This is a genomic window from Pseudomonas graminis (assembly GCF_001705435.1).
Lineage (GTDB): Bacteria > Pseudomonadota > Gammaproteobacteria > Pseudomonadales > Pseudomonadaceae > Aquipseudomonas > Aquipseudomonas graminis_B.
In genome coordinates this window covers 309,306-330,563 of sequence record NZ_MDEN01000064.1, presented here as the reverse complement: position 1 = coordinate 330,563, position 21,258 = coordinate 309,306, and the positions used below count along the sequence as shown (strand labels likewise).

General features: G+C 58.1%; 19 protein-coding genes. 7 read left to right on the top strand and 12 right to left on the bottom strand.

Features of this window, described 5'->3' with window-relative positions; all coding sequences use genetic code 11:
• The first annotated feature begins 176 nt into the window (after positions 1-176).
• Genes BBI10_RS16710 through BBI10_RS16695 form a run of 4 tightly spaced genes read left to right on the top strand, consistent with a single transcriptional unit; the run spans position 177 to position 3,718 of the window.
• A complete protein-coding gene (locus BBI10_RS16710) occupies positions 177-890 on the top strand; it encodes an ABC transporter permease (protein WP_065990221.1) in 714 nt (237 codons plus the stop codon).
• A gap of 28 nt (positions 891-918) precedes the next feature.
• Positions 919-1,887 (top strand): glycine betaine ABC transporter substrate-binding protein, encoded by a 969-nt coding sequence (locus tag BBI10_RS16705; RefSeq protein ID WP_083233146.1) that lies wholly within the window; start codon positions 919-921, stop codon positions 1,885-1,887.
• Positions 1,884-2,537: an ABC transporter permease gene (locus tag BBI10_RS16700; protein WP_065990219.1), complete on the top strand. Its 654-nt coding sequence runs from the start codon at positions 1,884-1,886 to the stop codon at positions 2,535-2,537. Before BBI10_RS16705 ends, BBI10_RS16700 begins: the two co-directional genes overlap by 4 nt.
• A gap of 11 nt (positions 2,538-2,548) precedes the next feature.
• Entirely contained in the window at positions 2,549-3,718 is a 1,170-nt protein-coding gene (locus BBI10_RS16695) for an osmoprotectant ABC transporter ATP-binding protein OsmV (protein ID WP_065990273.1), read from the top strand.
• Between the two features lie 239 nt (positions 3,719-3,957).
• On the opposite strand, the gene BBI10_RS16690 is transcribed toward BBI10_RS16695, so the two are convergent.
• The 5 genes from BBI10_RS16690 to BBI10_RS16670 form a co-directional block, all read right to left on the bottom strand.
• Positions 3,958-4,212 carry a hypothetical protein gene (locus tag BBI10_RS16690; protein WP_083233145.1) on the bottom strand — a complete coding sequence of 85 codons (255 nt, stop codon included), beginning with the start codon at positions 4,210-4,212 and terminating at the stop codon, positions 3,958-3,960.
• Positions 4,213-4,376: 164 nt separating this feature from the next.
• Positions 4,377-4,838, bottom strand: a complete 462-nt coding sequence (locus BBI10_RS16685; RefSeq protein WP_065990217.1) for a hypothetical protein — start codon at positions 4,836-4,838, stop codon at positions 4,377-4,379.
• Positions 4,816-5,211, bottom strand: a complete 396-nt coding sequence (locus BBI10_RS16680; protein ID WP_065990216.1) for a polymorphic toxin type 44 domain-containing protein — start codon at positions 5,209-5,211, stop codon at positions 4,816-4,818. Before BBI10_RS16680 ends, BBI10_RS16685 begins: the two co-directional genes overlap by 23 nt.
• Positions 5,212-5,240: 29 nt before the next feature.
• Positions 5,241-5,741: an Hcp family type VI secretion system effector gene (locus BBI10_RS16675; RefSeq protein WP_065990212.1), complete on the bottom strand. Its 501-nt coding sequence runs from the start codon at positions 5,739-5,741 to the stop codon at positions 5,241-5,243.
• Positions 5,742-6,112: 371 nt separating this feature from the next.
• Positions 6,113-7,321, bottom strand: a complete 1,209-nt coding sequence (locus tag BBI10_RS16670) for a DUF3472 domain-containing protein (RefSeq protein ID WP_065990211.1) — start codon at positions 7,319-7,321, stop codon at positions 6,113-6,115.
• A gap of 483 nt (positions 7,322-7,804) precedes the next feature.
• Here BBI10_RS16670 and BBI10_RS16665 point away from each other — a divergent pair, with 483 nt between their 5' ends.
• On the top strand, positions 7,805-8,968 hold the full coding sequence (locus tag BBI10_RS16665) for a type III PLP-dependent enzyme (protein ID WP_065990209.1): 1,164 nt from the start codon (positions 7,805-7,807) through the stop codon (positions 8,966-8,968).
• 48 nt (positions 8,969-9,016) lie between these two features.
• Here the strand turns inward: BBI10_RS16665 and BBI10_RS16660 are convergent, their stop codons facing one another.
• The 5 genes from BBI10_RS16660 to BBI10_RS16640 form a co-directional block, all read right to left on the bottom strand.
• Entirely contained in the window at positions 9,017-9,844 is an 828-nt protein-coding gene (locus tag BBI10_RS16660) for a hypothetical protein (RefSeq protein ID WP_065990208.1), read from the bottom strand.
• Positions 9,845-9,911: 67 nt separating this feature from the next.
• The gene (locus tag BBI10_RS16655; RefSeq protein WP_065990206.1) at positions 9,912-10,907 is read right to left on the bottom strand and encodes an alpha-xenorhabdolysin family binary toxin subunit B; all 996 of its coding nucleotides are present in this window, start codon (positions 10,905-10,907) and stop codon (positions 9,912-9,914) included.
• A gap of 23 nt (positions 10,908-10,930) precedes the next feature.
• Entirely contained in the window at positions 10,931-12,169 is a 1,239-nt protein-coding gene (locus BBI10_RS16650) for an alpha-xenorhabdolysin family binary toxin subunit A (protein WP_065990204.1), read from the bottom strand.
• Between the two features lie 223 nt (positions 12,170-12,392).
• Positions 12,393-13,199: a tetratricopeptide repeat protein gene (locus BBI10_RS16645; protein WP_065990200.1), complete on the bottom strand. Its 807-nt coding sequence runs from the start codon at positions 13,197-13,199 to the stop codon at positions 12,393-12,395.
• Between the two features lie 3 nt (positions 13,200-13,202).
• Positions 13,203-13,883, bottom strand: coding sequence for a Fe2+-dependent dioxygenase (locus BBI10_RS16640; protein WP_065990192.1), 681 nt, complete (start codon positions 13,881-13,883; stop codon positions 13,203-13,205).
• A gap of 195 nt (positions 13,884-14,078) precedes the next feature.
• Here BBI10_RS16640 and BBI10_RS16635 point away from each other — a divergent pair, with 195 nt between their 5' ends.
• Together BBI10_RS16635 and BBI10_RS16630 are read left to right on the top strand one after the other, a co-directional pair.
• Positions 14,079-16,328 (top strand): TonB-dependent receptor, encoded by a 2,250-nt coding sequence (locus tag BBI10_RS16635; protein ID WP_065990190.1) that lies wholly within the window; start codon positions 14,079-14,081, stop codon positions 16,326-16,328.
• Between the two features lie 259 nt (positions 16,329-16,587).
• Entirely contained in the window at positions 16,588-19,140 is a 2,553-nt protein-coding gene (locus tag BBI10_RS16630; RefSeq protein ID WP_065990271.1) for a PepSY domain-containing protein, read from the top strand.
• Positions 19,141-19,313: 173 nt separating this feature from the next.
• On the opposite strand, the gene BBI10_RS16625 is transcribed toward BBI10_RS16630, so the two are convergent.
• Both BBI10_RS16625 and BBI10_RS16620 read right to left on the bottom strand, forming a co-directional pair.
• The gene (locus BBI10_RS16625) at positions 19,314-20,288 is read right to left on the bottom strand and encodes a peptide ABC transporter ATP-binding protein (protein WP_065990188.1); all 975 of its coding nucleotides are present in this window, start codon (positions 20,286-20,288) and stop codon (positions 19,314-19,316) included.
• A complete protein-coding gene (locus BBI10_RS16620; RefSeq protein WP_065990186.1) occupies positions 20,288-21,256 on the bottom strand; it encodes an ABC transporter ATP-binding protein in 969 nt (322 codons plus the stop codon). The genes BBI10_RS16625 and BBI10_RS16620 overlap by 1 nt, the downstream gene beginning before the upstream one ends.
• Positions 21,257-21,258: the final 2 nt, after the last annotated feature.

Sequence of the window (21,258 nt, the reverse complement as noted above, 5' to 3'; positions counted from 1 at the left end):
CCAAGGGTTGCAAAATCAGCAAGTTAGCTTGACGAAGCTGCGCTCATGGCTTGTGTTTTCGCCGAGGTATCAACCTTTCCGGCGACCCACCCGCTGCTCTTCGCGAACGTTCGCGTGCTGCCTGAAGAGGCCAGTTCCACGCCAGACGTTCGCCGACTGAAATAAGGAGTCCGCCCGTGGCAAATCGCTATGGCAAGGGGCTGTTGGGAGGTGTGATTGTCATCGCACTCCTGGCCCTGCTGGTCCAATGGATCGGCATCAGTACCATCAGGCAATATCAGGATGATCTGCTGTTTTATCTGCAAGCCCATGTGGTGCTTGTGCTGGCTTCGATGCTGGCGGCACTGGTGGTCGGGATCCCGACCGGCATTGTCCTTAGCCGACCGAACATGGTTGGCCGCGCCGAACGCTTCATGCAGATCTTCAACATCGGTAACACCGTTCCTCCTCTCGCCGTACTGGCCATCGCTCTGGGTATTCTGGGCATCGGCAGCGGTCCGGCGATCTTCGCTTTGTTCCTCGCTTCGTTGTTGCCCATCGTGCGCAACACCTACGAAGGCCTGAAAAACGTTCAGGGTTCTCTCAAAGAAGCCGCCCGCGGCATCGGCATGACACCGCGCCAGGTGCTGTGGCGTGTCGAGTTGCCCAATGCCGTGCCGATCATCATCGGCGGTGTGCGCGTGGCCCTGGCGATCAACGTCGGGACGGCGCCACTGGCGTTCCTCATTGGCGCGAACAGCCTGGGCAGCCTCATTTTCCCCGGCATCGCCCTGAACAATCAGCCACAACTGGTGCTGGGCGCCGCGTGTACCGCGTTGCTCGCATTGTTGCTCGATGGCGCCGTGACCCTGGCAAGCCGTCTCTGGCTGGAACGCGGCCTGGCTCGATAAGTCGAGCCCCGCTGAGAAAGGAATTGGTATGAAGAAGTTATGCACATTAATCATGGGCGTCGGGATGTTGCTGTCCGGTTTCGTCCAGGCCGCGGATGCACCGGCCGAAATGCCCGTGCTTCGCATCGGCGCGCGGGTGTTCACCGAGCAGACCATGTTGGCCGAACTGACCGCGCAGTACCTGCGCGACAAGGGCTATCAGGTTCAGATCACCGGCGGCCTTGGCAGTAACCTGGCGCGCAGTGCCCAGGAAAGCGGCCAGCTGGATCTGCTGTGGGAGTACACCGGCGTGTCGCTGGTTGCCTACAACCATGTTGATGAGAAGCTCGACAGCGAGCAGACCTATCAGCGCGTCAAGGAGCTGGACGCCAAGAAGGGGCTGGTCTGGCTGTCCCCCTCCAAGTTCAACAACACCTACGCGCTGGCGCTGCCGGACAAAATTGCGCAGCAGTATCCGCAGGTCAACAACATGTCCGACCTGACCACGGTGCTCAAGGCTGAGGCCGATAAAGGCCACATCGTTGCGCTGGACACCGAGTTCGCCAACCGTTCCGACGGTCTGGTGGGCATGGTCAAGCATTACGGCATGAACCTGGGCCGTGAAAACACCCGTCAGATGGACGCCGGCCTGGTCTACACCGCGCTGCGCAACGGGCAGGTTTTTGCGGGCCTCGTCTACACCACCGACGGCCGTCTGAATGCGTTCAAGCTCAAGGTGCTGGCGGACGACAAGCACTACTTCCCGGACTACACCGCGGCGCCGGTCATCCGCAAAGAGTACCTGGACAAGCACCCGCAGCTGGCCGATTTGCTCAAGCCGCTCGCCGCGCTGCTGGATAACCAGACCATGCGCACGCTGAATGCGCGCATCGACGTCGACCATGAAAGTCCTACCGTGGTGGCGGCTGAATTCCTGCGCGAGCATCCGATCAATCCTTCCGCCGACAGCGTGCCAGTCCATCCGGCGCCGGCGGCAAAACAGGAGGAGAAACCATGAGTTTCCTCAGCGCTTTCTCCCATCTGGACTGGAATCAGGTCATGCACCTGACCCTGCAACACATCACCCTCGTCGGCATCGCGGTGACGCTGGCGATCGTCGTCGGTGTGCCGCTGGGCGTGTTGATGACGCGCTTCCCGACCCTCGCCGGACCGTTGCAGGCCAGCGCCACCGTGCTGCTGACCATCCCGTCGATTGCCCTGTTCGGTTTGCTCTTGCCGTTCTATTCGAAGTTCGGTCAGGGCCTTGGCCCGATGCCGGCGATTACCGCCGTGTTTCTCTACTCGCTGCTTCCGATCATGCGCAACACCTACCTGGCGCTGACCGGCGTCGAGCCCGGCATTCGTGAAGCCGCCAAGGGCATCGGCATGACTTTCGGCCAGCGCCTGCGCATGGTCGAACTGCCGATCGCCGTGCCGGTGATTCTCGCTGGCGTACGCACCGCCGTGGTCATGAACATCGGTGTCATGACCATCGCCGCCACCATCGGCGCCGGCGGCCTGGGTGTACTTATTCTTGCTTCTATCAGCCGCAGCGATATGTCGATGCTGATCGTCGGCGCCGTGCTGGTCAGCATTCTGGCCATCTTCGCCGACCTGCTTCTGCAATGGCTGCAACGCTCGCTGACTCCAAAAGGACTCCTGAAATGATCGCCAAACAAATGATTGAGCTGCAGAACCTCACCAAGACTTTCCAGAGCAACGGCAAGGAAGTGAAGGCCGTCGATTCAGTGAGCCTGACCGTCAATGAAGGCGAGATCTGCGTGTTCCTGGGTCCGTCGGGTTGCGGCAAAAGTACGACGCTGAAAATGATCAACCGGCTGATCATGCCGACCTCCGGCAAGGTGCTGATCAATGGCGAGGACACCACCGGTCTGGACGAAGTCACCCTGCGCCGCAACATCGGCTACGTGATTCAGCAGATCGGCCTGTTCCCCAACATGACCATCGAAGAAAACATCGTGGTCGTGCCCAAGCTCCTGGGTTGGGACAAGCAGAAATGCCACGACCGCGCCCGCGAACTGATGAGCATGATCAAGCTGGAACCCAAGCAGTACCTGCATCGCTACCCCCGCGAGTTGTCGGGTGGTCAGCAACAGCGGATCGGTGTGATTCGTGCGCTGGCTGCAGACGCGCCGCTGCTGCTGATGGACGAGCCGTTCGGTGCGGTCGACCCGATCAACCGCGAGATGATCCAGAACGAGTTTTTCGAGATGCAGCGCGCGCTGAACAAGACCGTGATCATGGTCAGCCACGACATCGACGAAGCCATCAAGCTGGGCGACAAGATCGCTATCTTCCGCGCCGGCAAGCTGCTGCAGATCGACCATCCGGACACGCTGCTGGCGCACCCGGCGGATGATTTCGTCAGCAACTTCGTCGGCCAGGACAGCACGCTCAAGCGCCTGCTGTTGGTCAAGGCCGAGGACGCGGCGGACAACGCGCCGTCCGTGAGCCCGGAAACCCCGGTCGCCGATGCGCTGGAAATCATGGACGAAAACGACCGCCGCTACGTGGTCGTCACCGATGCCGAAAACAAGGCCATGGGTTACGTCCGCCGCCGCGACCTGCACCGCCAGGCCGGCACGTGCGAGCAATACCTGCGCCCGTTCAACGCCACCGCTGCCTACGACGAACACCTGCGCATCCTGCTGTCGCGCATGTACGAGTTCAATCGCTCGTGGCTGCCGGTGCTGGATGCCGAAAACGTGTTCCTGGGTGAAGTGACGCAGGAGTCGATTGCGGCCTATCTGAGTTCCGGCCAGTCCCGCGGGATGAAGACCAGCATCGTTTCGCCGGCCGAGTTGGCGGAGCAGGCTGCGTTGAGTTGAGTCGAATGGCCTGGGTGCTTTTCGTGCCCGGGCTGGCTTAACGCAGGTGGTTCGCTTCTGCAGATGCAATGCACGTCATCTGTAGAAGCGGATTTTTATAGGCGGTGAGGTTCGCGGCAGTGTAGAAACCGCGTTTCGAAAATTCTAACCTGATGCCGACAACTACTTTTTGAATGAATCTATATATGCCTTGAGGCATCCATCTCTGTCCGCTTCGTTTTCTATTCGCGTGATATACCCTAGAGGGTATCGGCAGTATCGATCAAGTCATGGCGATCGTTATCGCTTAGCTCATGCACCGGATCGAAATCGCTATCGGTCGAGAACATGTTCTCGAATTTCATTTGTAGGGTGGGTTCTTTTTTAATAAAGAACACGGTGATGTTTTCTTCCGCCCAATGTGTGTCGTAGTAGCCGATGTTGAGGATCGCCACTGAACTCACGATCAGGGCCGTCGTAAGCAAGAGTGCGGGTCTCAGTTTAAGGCTTTTCATTTTTAGAATTCCTACAAGCCTATTCGGTCAGTTGATCCAGACTGGGATCTTGAGCTGGTCATTGCGTAGAGCAAACTAATTACTTCCCCGTGCGAGTTAAATCCATGCCGCCGTCATCTCATGGGTTCAGTAGATTTGGACTAATGAGCATTTCGGTTCGGAGTTCAGTTTCTGGAGCTGTCGTCTGATTGTGTCAATGTGATCCGGTAGCTTCTTAACTGATTGCCTTCAGTGACGTACTCTTTACTGAAATAGCGATAGACGGCCCCTTTGACTTCTATCGCTACGCCATTGGGCGTGTCTTGAATGTGGACATTATCCACGGCGCTGTCCGTGATCATGAATTCGCTCGCGTTATTGAGCTGTTTCAGCACTTCTGAATCATCGCCCTCAAGCGGTCTGCTGATAAAAAATCGCAAAGTGTCCCGATCAGTCGCCATCGCGCCGTAGCGGCTGATGTATAGCCAGTCGCCCTGAGGGAGCTGCCGTTTCAAAACTACTTCATCTGCGTCGCTTCCGAATTCAAAAAAGTCGCCGAACGATGCATTGAAAATCAAAACTGCAACAAGCAACCAGAATGCATGTTTGTAGGTGAGTCTTAATTTAGTATCCTTTGGATTTTGCATACAAGATCCCCATTTTTATCCACTTCTGGTCTTTAGGGTCATCCCCGTATGGAGGAAGCCAGAACCAATAACCCCAATTATGATCAATCTTTTGTATTTTGGCTTGTTTTTGGGCATACCCAGCCGCTCTTAATAAAAGCTGCTCACTCAGCTGCCCAGCCGTACCCACGGCACCATAGTGAAAGTTTCCGAAGTCTTCCCAAGCAGGATTTTGCTGCTTGTAATCCCATGGACTGCGGTTACGAACCTTGTAGTAAAACCAACTCATGAATGCCCCGGTGGCAGGATCTCGGTTCCATTGCTCATTCGCGATCTTCATATGGACGTCCACATTAACACCCGGAGGAATTATAGCGGGCATTTCGTAATTCATTTTTTTGCTCCTGCAAGTTTGCTTGCGAATTACGAAAATATCTTGTTGCTGATGGCATCCCAGCCGCCGGCTATCTGCCCCGCGCCCTGTCCTGTCTGTCGACTTTGCTTTGCATAAATAAGCTGAATTCTTCTATAGTTTAGTGCGACGAGTTCGCTCGGAAAGCTACTTTCGTGATCACCGTTGCCTAGTATTGTGAATGAACTGATGATGACCTCTTCTAGTTTTATTTCGAGGTATTTGACCTTTGGGTCTCCTGCACGAAATAGATGCACCGATACCTGTTTAAAGTGCTTTCCGCTACAGCACGCTTCATGAAGTTTAGGGGTTGCGTTGTCAACCGCTTTTCGGACAAGCATATCGCTCATATAAGCCCGGCCTGAAGTAGCGCCGCCAGATGAGGTAGACGTGGCGGAGGCTGTTTGGCTGGCAGAGAGATCGAAGTCTTGAAGTTCGATCCAGTTTTCGTAGCCCTCTGACAGGGTTTCACCGGGGACACCTTCGATCTGCAAATAGGCTTCTAGTGACATCGTCAATTTCTTGAGTTTTAGTTCCGATAGATAAGGAGTCTTTAAATCACATCGGCGACTACAGACTGAATGCAGTCGACGATATCGGTCGCGCTACAAATTACGGACGCACTGCCAAGGGACGTGATTGATATAGCGCGGGTAGAAATCATTCATGAGTCAGAGCTCAAGTTGGCGCGTCACGTCGTGTTCGTAGCAAGACCGAGAGATCCCAATCGTAATGGCGGTGGTTGTCGCTGGTCTGGAGTGAAGGATGAGCGCCGGGTAAGGCCTTTCTGATGATCAGGTAGCCGACGTCTGACGGACACGTGGCTTTCGTGGCGAATCCCTGACAGGGCGCTGCGGGTGGCAACGTCCTGTCATGCAGCGGACTACCGCGTGTTCATAAAACGACGCGCACATTTGCGCACCCATGCTTGCACTCTGCGCCACAGGCTGCGGGAACGCCTCACCGGTGCTGAGACCCGGAATGTGGTTTCGGCCGGAAGAGAGCTCTGGTTGAAGATGTCGGTGACAGTGAGTGTCACCTCGTAATCTCCGGCAGCGAACACCGCCGTGCTAAAAATGGACGATCGTTTTTGAGGAAGCGCTTCGGCATCGAACGCCACGAGCACATCTCCCGGGAGAGAGCGGATTTCTATTGAGTAGCTCAACTGCGGTGGCGTCGACTCGTCATTCTTCCAGGCCACGATCACTGCTTCGGTACCCACTTGCGGGACGACGGATACGGATAAGATGGCTGCCGTCAACATCGCCGGTTTCGGTTTAGGATCAAACTGGTTGGGCTCCAACTGGATCGTGCTGTGGGTATTGCCATAGCTGCCACCGGCAATAAGCATGATGTTGGCGTCGCCAACGTTATCGCCGTCACCCACCAGCATGGCATTCCAGGTGTCAGGGTCGCCTCCGGCAGTTGCCACGTAATGAGACGGTTGTTGCCACGAACCGTCTCTGCTCATCCGGAAGTGCTGGCCGTAATAACCGTGGTAGCCCAGCGCGTCGCCATTGAAACGTTCCAGAAAGCCCGTGCAGGTAGCCCCTGAAATGGGAATATCAGGGCCGGGAACGGAAGCGGACATATAGTGCGTCCATTTCGCATCGGCGTAGGCGTACATGAACATGCCCATGCGCGTCACCGATTCGCCAGGAATGAACCAACGTCTGATCACGATGGCGTACCACTGATCCAGGCGCCATGGCATCGGGTGAGAGGTGTGCAGGCCAGTCCCCTCGCCGCCGAAATGCCCTGAATACAGGCCTTCAATCCCATAATCCAGGCGGACCTCGGCTTCAGCCGGATCGGAGGCGAGGTCCCAGATCGAACAGATATTGTTGTAAGTAAAAATCTGGCCCCCCACCAGGTTATCGTTTTGGTGCTGGATGCCTGCGTATCCCCCGCGCTCACCAAAATAGAAATTACAGCCTGACCAGTAAATATGGATGTTGTCCCCGGCTGTGGGCACGTACTGCTCTACGTATAGCAGTTCGGCCTCATTTTCCGAGAACCAGGACGTTATTGACGGACCGGAAGTCGGTACATCGGCTCGTTCAGTCGGGTGGTTGATCGGCGGTGTTTTCATGGGGCGCATCCTCTCGTCATGAGGCACCAGTGTTGAGCATTTGCGGTCGTTTGAAACCTGTCAGAAATGACAGTGGACGACAGATGGCAGGGAGGGGCGTCGAGCGGTCGGGAGCACCCAGGCACCGTGTTTTTTTCGGAAAGGTGAACATCACCCTGTCACATCGGTCGGTTACTACGGGTTGATTGAACGCGCGTGGATTCCCGTCTGGCAAAAACGGGCAGAAACGCGACATTTTTAGTTGATCTCCGGCCCCTCAGGTCCTACAGTTCGCGCCGAACGTCCATGCTGGAAACGATCCATCCGGCTCAAGTACTGACGACGAGACAGCAAGGCCAACCGTGGTGTATCACCGGATGGCCTTTTTGCTTTCGGCCGAGCAGCCTTGGGAAGTAGGCGAACCAAAGTGGGGATACGGAGGACGTTCACGAGCCGCGCGCTCACACCCATTGTTTTTTACCGTTTGCCAACAGGAGTCCCCGCATGTCGATCCAGGTCGAAGACTATTTCGAGAAAAGCACCTTCGAGAAAATGAAGGCGTTTGCCGACAAGCAAGAAACCCCGTTCGTGGTCATCGACACCGCGATGATCAGCAAGGCCTACGACGACCTGCGTGCAGGCTTCGAATTTGCGACAGTTTATTACGCGGTCAAAGCCAACCCTGCGGTCGAGATCATCGACCTGCTGAAGGAAAAAGGCTCGAGTTTTGACATCGCCTCGATCTACGAGCTGGATAAAGTGATGGATCGCGGCGTTGGCCCGGATCGCATCAGCTACGGCAACACCATCAAGAAATCCAAAGACATTCGCTACTTCTACGAGAAGGGCGTGCGTCTGTTCTCCACCGACTCCGAAGCCGACCTGCGCAACATCGCCAAGGCTGCGCCGGGCTCGAAAGTCTACGTGCGTATTCTCACCGAAGGCTCGACCACGGCTGACTGGCCTCTTTCACGCAAGTTCGGTTGCCAGACCGACATGGCGATGGACCTTTTGATCCTCGCCCGTGAACTCGGCCTGGTGCCTTACGGCATCTCGTTCCACGTCGGTTCGCAGCAGCGTGACATCAGCGTCTGGGACGCTGCGATCGCCAAAGTGAAAGTGATCTTCGAGCGTCTGAAAGAAGAAGACGGCATCGTGCTCAAGCTGATCAACATGGGCGGCGGCTTCCCGGCCAACTACATCACCCGCACCAACAGCCTGGAAACCTACGCTGAAGAAATCATTCGCTACCTGAAAGAAGACTTCGGTGATGACCTGCCGGAAATCATCCTGGAGCCGGGCCGTTCGTTGATCGCCAACGCCGGTATTCTGGTCAGCGAAGTGGTGCTGGTGTCGCGTAAATCCCGCACTGCCGTCGAGCGTTGGGTGTACACGGATGTGGGCAAGTTCTCCGGCCTGATCGAAACCATGGACGAAGCCATCAAGTTCCCGATCTGGACCGAAAAGAAAGGCGAAGTGGAAGAAGTGGTTATCGCTGGCCCAACCTGCGACAGCGCCGACATCATGTACGAGAACTACAAGTACGGCTTGCCGCTGAACCTGGCCATCGGTGACCGCCTGTACTGGCTGTCCACCGGTGCCTACACCACCAGCTACAGCGCTGTAGAGTTCAACGGCTTCCCGCCGCTGAAGTCTTACTACGTGTAAACGCTGCCGTTCATAAAGAAACCCGCGAGCGATCGCGGGTTTTTTGTTTCACTGCCTTGTGTGGCTGATCAGTTTTTCAGCCAACTCAAGACGAGGCATCGCTGATTCAATCATCTCCCCAAACCGCTCAATCGAAATCGACGTGAACAGGTCTTTGAAGTCACTCAACGAGCCGGACAAAAACCTCGCCAGATTTGCATACCCCTCACCAAGGTCCCTCGTGGCGTCTGCGATTTGCGCATGCAGATTCTTCATGTCATTGATCATCGCCCTGACCCCGACAATTCTGCCGTCGGAACCCATGGGGTCGAGCTTCCGATTGTTAGCGTATGCGTTGATGGCTCCCTGCATAAAATCCACCAGTCGCGGCAAAACAAGCGATGAACGCGAATACAGATCTTTGGCCGTAAAAGCAGCGCGATCGTATTTGATCCACAGATCAAATACCTGCTGCTTCACTTGCATGGCGAAAGGGTAGCCTGCTGTCGGACTCAGTATTTTCAGGCGTCCGTTCAACTCGAAGGGCGGTTGAGATAGATCCAGTGTCGAGAGCAATTTTTTGCGTTCAGAGCGGGTGAGCGCATCAACGACACGGAAATAGTCCGAACTGAAGCGCTCAAGATCGGCCACCAGATCCGACTGTTCGTAAAAGATCCTGTAGGGCCACTCCAGTATCTCGGGCCAGTATCGAAGCTGTGCCTGTACTTGAATGTGCATGTGTTCAAGTGCTGGCTGGTGAAGGCGGATGAACGCCCGATCCGACGCCAGGCCAAGATCTGCCTTGATTCGTTCGGTGGTCTCGAATGCCTGATGCAAGGTAATGCGGTAGCGATTGAGCGCATCGAAATGGGCCCACTTAAACAGAGGTGCTGACATATCGACATCCTTGTCCTGTGCAGGCAGTGACGGCGTCCTTGCCGTCACGGCTGTGAATAGTGAGCTTTCAGCGAATGGTTTTCAGGTAATCAATCAGCGATGGCGCGATGGAGACGAAACGGTCCTCATATCCTGCTTTATCACCCAGTTCCAGATGGTCGAAAAATGCAGTAATCCCCTGATCGAACTTTGCGTACTCAGCTCGCGCGTTAAAGAAGGTCTGATACAGGGCATGAACGCTGTCGATCACCGTGATTTTAGCGGCGGTCATCTTCAGGTCGGCCGCTCGCTCATCGTGGCCGGGTTTAAACGCTGCGATTTGCTTGATCAGGCGTTCGCGCTGATCGTACATGGTGAGATAGTTAAGCGCTTTGCTGATGTCTTCCAGGGTCTTTTTCATATGCTCGACAGCGAGCCTGATGAGCTCTGCTTCGGGAGCAGCCATGCCAACTGCGGAGATGTTCTCCACGCTGAGCACGGTGTCCTTGGCGATGTCTGCAAAGTTGCGTTTCTCAAGCACCGCCATTGCATCGTTCAAGACCTTTCGTGAAACCTCCAGCGCCTCGATTTTTTCTTCGGAGGCGATCTGCGCCAGATTCAATTGCGCCAGCTCGGCGTCCAGCCCGCTTTTGTATTTGCGGGTGAGTGCCGGGTCGAACCTCACATCTGCAAGCGATTTAAAGCGTTGCTGTGCGTCCTTCGCGGCAGCGTTCATCCCCCGCTTGAGGCTAATGATCGCTTGCGCCCGGAAGTAAGCGTTATCCTCCAGATCATCGTCGGAGGCTGTTTCCGTGATCGCGCCGCGCAGGGCATTGAGCTTCTTGAGTCCTTGAGAGGCGCTCACTTCCATCTTGAGTGCCGCCTCATCCAGTGCTCGCTGGGCTTGAGTGAGCGAGCCATACAGTCCTGCCGCTTTTACATGAATCGACGGCAGATAGCGTGTTTGATCGAACGAAAAATTGGCGACGGCAGTGAGGTCGAGCATTTGCTGAATGCAGACTTTGACCACGCCAATGTCAGGCGATACGGCGTTTACATCGGTATTGAAACGAAGGATATTCATTGGGAAAACCTTAAGATTATTGATTAACGATATTTTTTGATTTCTGCATCGGCTTCGGCGAATACGGCATACAGGTCGTCCGCCTCGTCTTTAATCAGCGCCCATGGCTCGATGACCTGTTCGAAGTGGTAGGCCAGGAAGCGAACTTTCAATGCGTCGTTAATGCGTTTTGACTCTTCTTGAGAAGTTTTGATGTACAGATAAAGTTTGTTCCAGACGGTGACGAGGTTTTGGGTTGCCACATCAGCCTGAAGCGTCAGCAATTCGAGGTCCTGCATATCGCCTTTAACGTCGTTAAGGCGTCGAAGTACTGTGCTTTTGGTGCCCATCTCGGTGTTTTTAACATTGCGCTGTTTTTTAAGGGCGTTTCTTTCCTTTCGGACTTTTTCGGCCTCTACACCAAAGTAGATGGCCATGCCCAAACCAATCACATTCAGTTTGGACGCAGCGCTTAGTGAATCATTGACCATCTGTTTGTAGCTGGCGCTCTTCTCGTCGATTTGTTTATCGAAGTCTTCAATTTCTTTTTGAAGCCGGATCACGTCATCTTTGAAGTTGTTGTTGTCGATGGCGACCAGGCGAAGCGAGATTTCGGGCCGAACCGTGTTGGACAGTTCCCGAGAAAATGCGTCCAGATCCGCTTTCAAGCGATTGCTGCGCTTTTCCTCAGTATCGACGCGAGCCAGTATCCGATCCAGGAAATAGCTGACGCTTTCAACCGCGTCTTTGTCATCGTCGTTCAGTGTGATGTCCGGAAGCGCGGTGCCCATTTCCTTTTCGACCCGCTTGAGGTCTTCGAGCGTGATAATTCCAAGATCTTTCAGTGCGTCCGACGCAGAGACAGTGTCCAACTCCCGAACCACGCGTTTTCCCGTCGTGTTCATGAAGGTCGCGAAGAGTTTGAGCTCGCTGCTGATCAGTTTGATTCGCTGGCGCAGACCGTCCCATTGACTGGCATGAACCTTGATAATACTGAACGTTTTGGTGAAGTCGCTGACTGCCAGTCCACGGCCTGGCGGGTTTTGCTGGTCATAGCCAAGGTAAACACTGACGGCTTCGGCGGTGGTGGGTAAGTGCAGGCCTTTTTGTTCATAGCGATACAGATCAATGATCTGCTCTTTGGTCAGGATAAGACCCGTGGTGCGCACACTGTCTTCCTGCTGTCCAAGGGAGGCGTCAATAAGCGCCCTTGGTGCCAGCGCTGCTTCTTCGGCGGCCTTGTTAGTTGAGGTGTTGAAGGCATTGCTCAATGCATAATTCATGAAAGAGTCCTTTCTTTGATAGTGGCGCCATCCTGGTGCCGATTACGGAGTTTCTATCACTGCCTTTATGGCAGTGATCTGAGACTAGTGGGCGCTTGAGTCTTATGTCAAAGCACGCATGCCTTCAACTGTTGTAGGGAAAATTACTTGCTGAACTCACCACGGCTTCCGCCCCGCTAAGTCGGGGGGATGCCGTTAAATTCAAACCTGTGTCAGAACGTGTTTATGCAGCCGTTTTGGCGTTTTTCAGAAAGTGAGACAGGGCTGCTTTATCTTCAGCGGTGCCAATGGCCGATGCTTTGGTGAAGTAGTCGATGGCCAGTCTTTTAATCTCTGGATGGGGTGACGACAACAGCGTCTGGCGACTGACCCGCAGAAAGTTGAGGTTGCCATTGCGCAAAGCCGTTCCAAGCCAGTGCAGCGATTGTTGAATGTCTCCTTGATCAGCCAGAACGGCCGCATGACTGAACTGACCGCGAAAGTCGCCGGCCTCTGCCGAGCGTCGGTACCAATGGTGCGCGGCGGGCAGATCCTGCTCGCAGCTCACGCCTTCTTCCAGATAGCGGCCGAGCATGTTCATTGATTTGGCATGACCCATGTGTGCGGCCTTGCGGTAGCAGGCCAGTGCGCGTGCCTGATCCTTATTAACGCCCCGACCAGTGGCTAGCAGGTTGCCGTAGTTATAGAAGCCCCAGTCCAGGTCGGCCTGCGCTGCCAGTCGATAGCACTCGGCGGCCTTCGCCGCATCTGGCTCGCAACCCCAGCCATGTTCCTGGCAGCGACCGAGCATGTTGTGGGCCATCGCATGGCCGTTGCGTGCGGCGATCTGGAACCACGTCATCGCCAGCGACGGGTCCTGCTCGATGCCGGCGCCGTCGAGCAGGATCTGCCCGAGCAGCGCCTGGGCGTCGACGATGTTGGCCTGCGCGGCGCTGAGAATCGCCCGTGCGGCACTCGCCGGACTTTCTTCCAGCATGGCGCGCAGCTGGTCGCCATCGAGCACCTCTTCACGTCGCAGATTCCAGCTCATCACTCAGACCTCTACCCACTGCCGCAGCAGGTTGTGATAGGTGCCGGTGAGCTGAAGCAGCGAGGGGTGATCAGGCACGTCGCGGCTGAGTTGCTGGATGGCCGCGTCCATGTCGAACAGCAGCGTGCGGTGGCCATCGTCCCGCACCAGGCTCTGGGTCCAGAAGAACGAGGCGTACCGCGCGCCCCGTGTGACGGCGTTGACCTTGTGCAGACTGCTGGCCGGATAAAGCAGCAGATCGCCCGCTGGCAGCTTCACCTGACGGGTGCCAAAGGTGTCCTGAATCACCAGCTCGCCGCCGTCGTAATCGTCGGGATCGCTGAAGAACAGCGTCGATGACAGATCTGTGCGCACGCGCTCGGCGCTGCCCTTGACCTGGCGCACGGCGTTGTCGATGTGCAAATCAAAACTGCCGCCGCCGGTGTAGCAATTCACCAATGGCGGGAAGACCTTGTGGGGCAGGGCAGCGGACATGAAGAGTGGGTTCTGCCACAGGCGCTCAAGCATCGCCGCGCCAATCTCTACGGCAAGTGGATGACCTTCCGGCAGTTGCAGGTTGTGCTTGGCTTTCGCCGATTGGTGCCCGGCGGTGATCTTGCCGTCGGCCCATTCGGTGTCTTCCAGCGCCTGTCGGATGCGTCGCACCTCCTCGGGTGAAAACAGACCGGGGATATGTAGGAGCATGAAGCGCGACCTGTGGGAGGAATGAGGCGGCGGATGATAGTGATTCTTATTGGTCGTGTAAAACGTCACCCGCGCGCGTGAATGGGTGGATGTGAAAATTGAGTAATGGGAAAGTGTAAAGAATGTAAGTTTTCTGCGAATGCGAAGCAGTCTCAACTATATTCCGCCGCCTTATTGTTTCCTTGGGGAAGGAAAATGTCGCGCCAAGCACAACCGGTTACCGCCCACTCGCAGCGCTCCATCGTCGGCGCCGTCAGCGTCGCCCTTGCCGCGATGTCCGCCGCCCATGTGGCGCAGGCTGCGGAGCCTTCATCGGATGCCCTGAATCTCGGGGCCACCAACATCGACGGCGAGCGGGCCGACGCGGCTTACAAGACCGAAGAATCGGCCTCGAAAAAGTACACCGCGCCCCTGCGCGAGACGCCAAAGAGCGTCACGGTGATCCCGCAGCAAGTCATCCGCGACACCGCGGCCACGAGCCTGACTGACGCCTTGCGCACCACCCCCGGCATCACCTTTGGTGCGGGCGAGGGCGGTAACCCGAATGCGGATCGCCCGATCATTCGTGGCTTCAACGCGGAGAGTGACGTGTTCGTCGACGGCATGCGCGATGTCGCGGCGCAGAGCCGGGAGATTTTCAACGTCGAGTCGGTCGAGGTCAGCAAGGGCCCGGGCTCGGCGTTCACCGGCGCAGGCTCCACGGGTGGCAGCCTGAACCTCGTCACCAAAGGCGCTCACCTGGGCGATGCCTTCAACGGCGGCTACACCTTCGGCTCGGACCAGACCCAGCGCTACACCCTCGACGTCAACAAGCAGATGACCGACACGTCCGCCTTCCGGCTGAACCTCATGAAGCATGATTCCAACGTCGCCGGCCGCAACGATGTCGATAACAGCCGTTGGGGCGTTGCGCCTTCGTTCGCGTTCGGTCTGGGCACGGACACGCGGGTCAAGGTCGATTACTACCACCTGTCCACCGACGACATGCCCGACTACGGCATTCCGCTGACCAACACCACCGGCCGCAGCCAGTACGTGGTCGACAAGCCGGCCCACGTCAACGAAAACAACTTTTACGGCCTGACCGACCGCGACTACCGCAAAAGCGTCAACGACAGCGGCACGATCCGCCTCGAACATGACCTCAACGACAACCTGACGATCTCCAACAGCTTCCGCATGTCGCGCTCGACCCTGGACTACATCGTCACCAACCCGGACGACAGCCGCGGCAACGTCGCCAGGGGACTGGTCTCGCGCTCGGCGAAGAGCCGCAACTCCACCTCCAGCGGCTTCGTCAACCAGACCGACCTGCAGGCAAAATTCAACACCGGTTTTGTCGAGCACAGTCTGGTGACCGGTCTCGAATTTTCCTATCAGGACACCCACAACCGCGGCTACAACGTGCTCAGTGCCAGCGGCGGGACCATCGGCTCGACCTGTAACGCTGCGCTGCTGGCGTCGGGCGACTGCACCAGCCTGTCCAACCCGTCGCCGAAAGACGACTGGAACGGCACCATCACCGACAGCCGCGCGTTCACCGATACCGACACCAAAACCAGTGCCGCCTATGTCTTCGACACGTTGAAATTCAACGAACAGTGGTCGTTGAACCTGGGCCTGCGCTATGACGATTACGACGTGCGCTCCAGCGGTTACAGCACTGGCGGCCGCGGCTCGGTGGCGGGCAGCTTCAAGCGCGAGAACACCAGCCAGCTGTGGAATTACCAGGTCGGCGTGACCTACAAGCCGCTGCCGAACGGCAGCATCTACGCGGCGTGGTCGACGTCCAGCAATCCGTCGGGTGAGACCAGCGGCAATGGCGGCCTGGAAATCGCGGCGAACAACGCCAACCTCGATCCGGAAAAGAACCGCAACTACGAGCTGGGCACCAAGTGGGATTTCTTCGACGACAATTTGTCGCTGACGGCTGCGCTGTTCCGCACGGAGAAGACCAACGCGCGGGTGACCGATCCTGACAACGCGACGTTTCAGGTGCTGGACGGCGAGCAGCGTGTCGATGGTCTGGAGCTGACCTACAGCGGCAACATTACCGGCAAATGGAAAGTCTACGGCGGCTACACCTACATGGAGAGCGAGATCGTCAGCGCAACCAGCAAGGCGGACGAGGGCAATCACATGCCGAGCACGCCGCGCAACAGCTTCAATTTTTGGTCGACCTACGAACTGATGCCGAAGCTGACCGTGGGCGGCGGCGCGACCTTCGTCGATTCGCGTTTCGGCAACGAAGCCAACTCGGTGGAAGTGCCGTCCTACTGGCGCTACGACGCCATGGCCACGTACGCGCTGACCAAGAACGTTGACCTGCAGCTGAACGTGCAGAACCTGACCGACAAGCGTTATTACGATCAGGTCTTCACCACCCACTACGCCCACATGGCCGCCGGGCGTACCGCGCTGATGAGTGCCAGCTTCCACTTCTGATCCGGATTCGGACACGTCACTTGTGGGAGCGAGCTTGCTCGCGAATGCTTACTTTCAGTCTTCAGAGAAAGTGGCTGAATGTACCGGCCTCTTCGTGAGCAAGCTCACTCCCACAAGTTTTGCGCTGGCCAGGCGAGCGCGGGGTGTCAGGGCAAGACCGCTCCCACTGGTTCTGCATCAAGAATCAGCCACAGATGAGAATGTATGCCGTTTGTGCGCATAATGCGCGCCGTAGCGGGTGAGTGAGGGGTCGAGGGTGTTGAAGAAAGTCCTGTTTCAAGTGCACTGGTTCTTCGGGATCACGGCCGGTCTTGTGCTTGCCCTGATGGGGATCACGGGCGCGCTGTACTCCTTCGAAGACGAAATCGTCGACGCGCTCAACCCTGACGTGTTGTTCGTGCAGCCCCAGGGTCGCCAACTGTCACTGGCGGAAATGGTCAGCAAGGTTGAAGCCCAGGGCAAAGACAAGGTAGCGATGTTCCGCATCGATGTCGGCGGCGACAGGATCGCCCAGGTCTGGTTCACACCGCCGCCCGGCCAGCGCCGCGGCGAGATGCACAACTTCAACCCCTACACCGGCGCGTTCACCGAGGACGCCGTCGGTCAGGACTTCTTCGGGTTCATCCTCAACCTGCACCGATTCCTGGCTGCAGGGGAATACGGCAAGCAAGTCACCGCAGCTTGCACGTTGATCCTCATTTTCTTCTGCCTCTCCGGGCTCTATCTACGCTGGCCGCGCAAGCCGCTGAACTGGCGCGTCTGGCTGACCATGGACTGGGCGAAGAAGGGACGCAGTTTCAATTGGGACCTGCATTCGGTGTTCGGCACCTGGTGCCTGATCATCTATCTGCTGCTGGCGATCACCGGTCTGATGTGGTCCTACGACTGGTTCAGCAACGGCATGACCAAGCTGATTGGCGATCCTCCCGTGGCGGGCGAGCAGCGCCGTGGCGCAGGGGCGCGTCCAGTCCCTGCTGCGAAAGAGGCGCCCAAGGAAATCGCGGCCTCGGCCCCGGACTATGACGCCATCTGGCAGACCATCCAGAGCGCTGCCGGCCCGGATCTCAAGGCCTACAACCTGCGCATGCCCCAGGCACCGGGCCAGATGGCCACGGTGTTTTACCTCCTTAAAACCGCGCCGCATGCCCGTGCCTTGAACCAGATCAGCCTCGATCCGGCCGATGGCACGCTTAAGGCGGTGTCGCGCTATTCCGAGAAAGGCCTCGGTTCTCAGTTGTTGATCAGCAACTATGCGCTGCACACCGGCAGCTACTTCGGCCTGATCGGGCGCATCGTCGTCACCGTTGCCGCGCTATTGATGCCGCTGTTCTTCGTCACCGGCTGGTTGCTCTACCTGGACCGCCGACGCAAGAAGCGCGACATTCGCAACGCCCGCGGTGAAGTGTCGACGACGACGGGCGAGCAGGGCGCGGCCTGGTTGATCGGCTTTGCCAGCCAGAGCGGGTTCGCCGAGCAACTCGCCTGGCAGACGGCCGGCCAGCTGCAAACCGCCGGGGTGCCGGTGAAGGTGCAGCGTCTGGGCGACATCACCGAGCAGGACCTCTATCAGAGCCGCAATGCGCTGTTCGTCGTGAGTACCTTCGGCGACGGCGAGGCGCCCGACAGCGCCCGCGGATTTGAGCGCAAGGTGCTGGGTCGGCCGCTGGCGCTGGACAATCTCAACTACGCGGTGCTTGGGCTGGGCGATCGTCAGTATCAGCAGTTCTGCGGGTTCGCTCAGCGGCTGCATGGCTGGCTGGCGGAGCGCGGCGGACGCACGCTGTTCGCACCGGTGGAAGTGGACAGCGGCGACGGTGCGGCGCTGCAACACTGGCAACAGCAACTGGGCCAGTTGACCGGCTCGACGCCGACGACCGTCTGGCAAGCGCCGGAGTATCACAACTGGACGCTGGTGGCCCGGGAATGGCTGAACCCCGGAAGCGTGGGTTCGAAAGTGTTCATGCTCGGCCTGACAGCCGATTCGACAACCCTCTGGGAGGCCGGCGATCTGGTGGAGGTGTTGCCACGCAACCCGGCCTCTGCGGTCGAGCAGTTCCTGTCCGGGTTGGGCATCGCTGCTGAAACGCAGGTCACTGTCGATGGCTTGAGCGAGACCCTCGGCCAAGCCTTGTGCTCGCGGCAATTACCGGTGAATCGCAGTCATCTGGTGGGCTTGCACGCGCAGGCGTTGATCGATGCGCTGGTGCCGCTGGCGATGCGCGAGTATTCGATCGCGTCGATTCCCCAGGACGGTGTGTTGCAGCTGATCGTGCGTCAGGAGATGCACCCCGATGGCCGCCTCGGGCTGTGTTCGGGCTGGCTGACCGAGCATGCTGCGGTGGGCGACGCGATCAGTCTGCGGGTGCGTCGGAACAGTGGTTTCCACCTGCCGGCCGAATCGGCACCCATGATCTTGATCGGTAACGGCACCGGACTGGCGGGCCTGCGCAGCTTGCTCAAGGCGCGCGTCGCGTCGGGTGAGCAGCGCAACTGGCTGCTGTTTGGCGAGCGCCACGCTGCCCACGATTTCCACTGCGCGGAGGAACTCAACGGCTGGCTGGCGAGTGGGGAAATGGCGCGTCTGGACCTGGCGTTTTCCCGGGATCAGGCTGAGAAGATCTACGTGCAGGATCGATTGCGGGAGGCCGCTGATGAGCTGCGTCGCTGGCTGGCCGAGGGCGCTGTGATCTACATCTGCGGCAGCCTCGAAGGTATGGCGGCGGGTGTCGATGCGACGTTGAACGCGCTGCTTGGTGAAGACGCCGTTCGGGATTTGATCGAGCAGGGTCGGTATCGGCGTGATGTGTATTGATCGGATCTGCTTGTGAGCCTGTCGGGTCATTCCCGGCTAAAGCCGGTCCTACTAAAAGCAATTCCCGGCTAAAGCCAGTCCTACAATGCAATTCCCGGCTAAAGCCAGTCCTACGCCAGCCACAAAAAAAAGCCGTTGCGCTCACACGCAACGGCCTTTTTCTTACTCAACCATCACGCCACAAACTGTTCCGCGTAATGGCAGGCAACCTGCCGGTTGTCGACCCAGCGCAGTTCCGGCACTTCGGCGGCGCAGCGCTCTGTCGCGTACGGGCAGCGCTTGTGAAACGCGCAGCCGGACGGAGGGTTCAACGGGTTAGGCAGTTCGCCGACGATTTTGATCTTCGGCTTCGACGGGTCCGGGTGGATCGTCGGGGTCGCCGACAGCAGCGCCTGGGTGTACGGGTGCAGCGGACGGTTATAGATCTCGTCCTTGGGACCCATCTCGGCCGGGCGACCGAGGTACATCACCAGCACGGTGTCGGCGACGTGACGCACCACCGCCAGGTTGTGGGAGATGAACACGTAACCGGTGTTGAACTCTTGCTGCAGGTCCATGAACAGGTTCAGCACCTGAGCCTGAATCGACACGTCGAGGGCAGACGTCGGTTCGTCCGCCACCAGCACTTTGGGCTGCAGCATCATCGCCCGCGCCAGCGCGATACGTTGACGCTGACCGCCGGAAAACATGTGCGGGTAGCGCTGATAGTGCTCGGGACGCAGACCGACCTGAGCCATCATCGCCTGCACTTTCTCGCGGCGTTCGGCGGCGGACAGACTGGTGTTGATCAGCAGCGGCTCGCCCAGTTGATCACCGACCTTCTGCCGCGGATTGAGCGACGCGTAAGGACTCTGGAACACCATCTGTACGTCTTTGCGCAGCTGTTTGCGTTGTGCCTTGGTCGCGCCGGTGACTTCCTGGCCGGCGATCTTCAACGATCCCGAAGAAGGCTCTTCGATCAGCGTCAGCGCGCGGGCCAGCGTGGACTTGCCGCAGCCGGACTCACCGACCACCGCCAGGGTCTTGCCGGCTTCGAGTTCGAACGACACGCCGTTGAGCGCGCGCACGGTTGCATGGGGCTTGAACAGCCCACGGGACACATCGTAGTGACGAGTAAGGTCACGAGCGGTCAGTACGATTTCGCTCATCACGCCACCTCCTGATTCAGCGGAAAGAAGCAACGCGCCAGGCTATGGGCTTTCGGGTCAAGGCCCGGGCGTTGCTGGCGGCATTTGTCCTGGACGTACGGGCAGCGCGGCGACAGCAGGCAGCCGCTTGGACGGTCGTAGCGCCCCGGCACGATACCCGGCAGCGTCGACAGGCGCGCGGCGCCCATGCTGTGCTCGGGAATCGCCGCCAGCAGTGCTTCGCTGTACGGGTGCGCCGGGACGTCGAACAGCCCCGGCACCTGACCCACTTCCACGGCTTGGCCGGCATACATCACGCAGACCCGCTGAGCGGTTTCGGCTACCACGGCGAGGTCGTGGGTGATGAGCACCAGCGCCATGTCCTGCTCTTTCTGCAGGGCCAGCAGCAGGTCCATGATCTGCGCCTGGATGGTCACGTCCAATGCCGTGGTCGGTTCGTCGGCGATCAGCAGCTTCGGCTCGCCGGCGATGGCCATGGCGATCGCAACACGCTGGCTCATGCCGCCCGAGAGTTGATGCGGGTAGGCGTCCAGACGCTGAGCGGCGCCCGGGATCTCTACTTTCTGCAACAGCTCAAGTGCGCGCTGGTGGGCCGCGCGTCCGGACAGACCCAAGTGCTGCTTGAGCACTTCCTTGATCTGGAAGCCCACGGTGTAGCTCGGGTTCAGCGCGGTCATCGGGTCCTGAAAGACCATCGACATGTCTTTGCCGACGATCTTGCGACGCTGCCGCGCATTGAGCGTGAGCATGTCCTTGCCGTCGAAGACCAGGGCGTCGGCGGTGACGATGCCGGGGTGCTCGATCAGGCCCATGAGCGCCATCATGGTCACGGATTTACCCGAACCCGATTCGCCCACGATCGCCAGCACTTCGCCCTTGTCGACGGCCAGATCCAGGCCGTCGACGACCGGGGTGGCCGTGGCGTCGCCGAAGCGCACGTTGAGGTTCTTGATGTTTAAAAGAGACATTC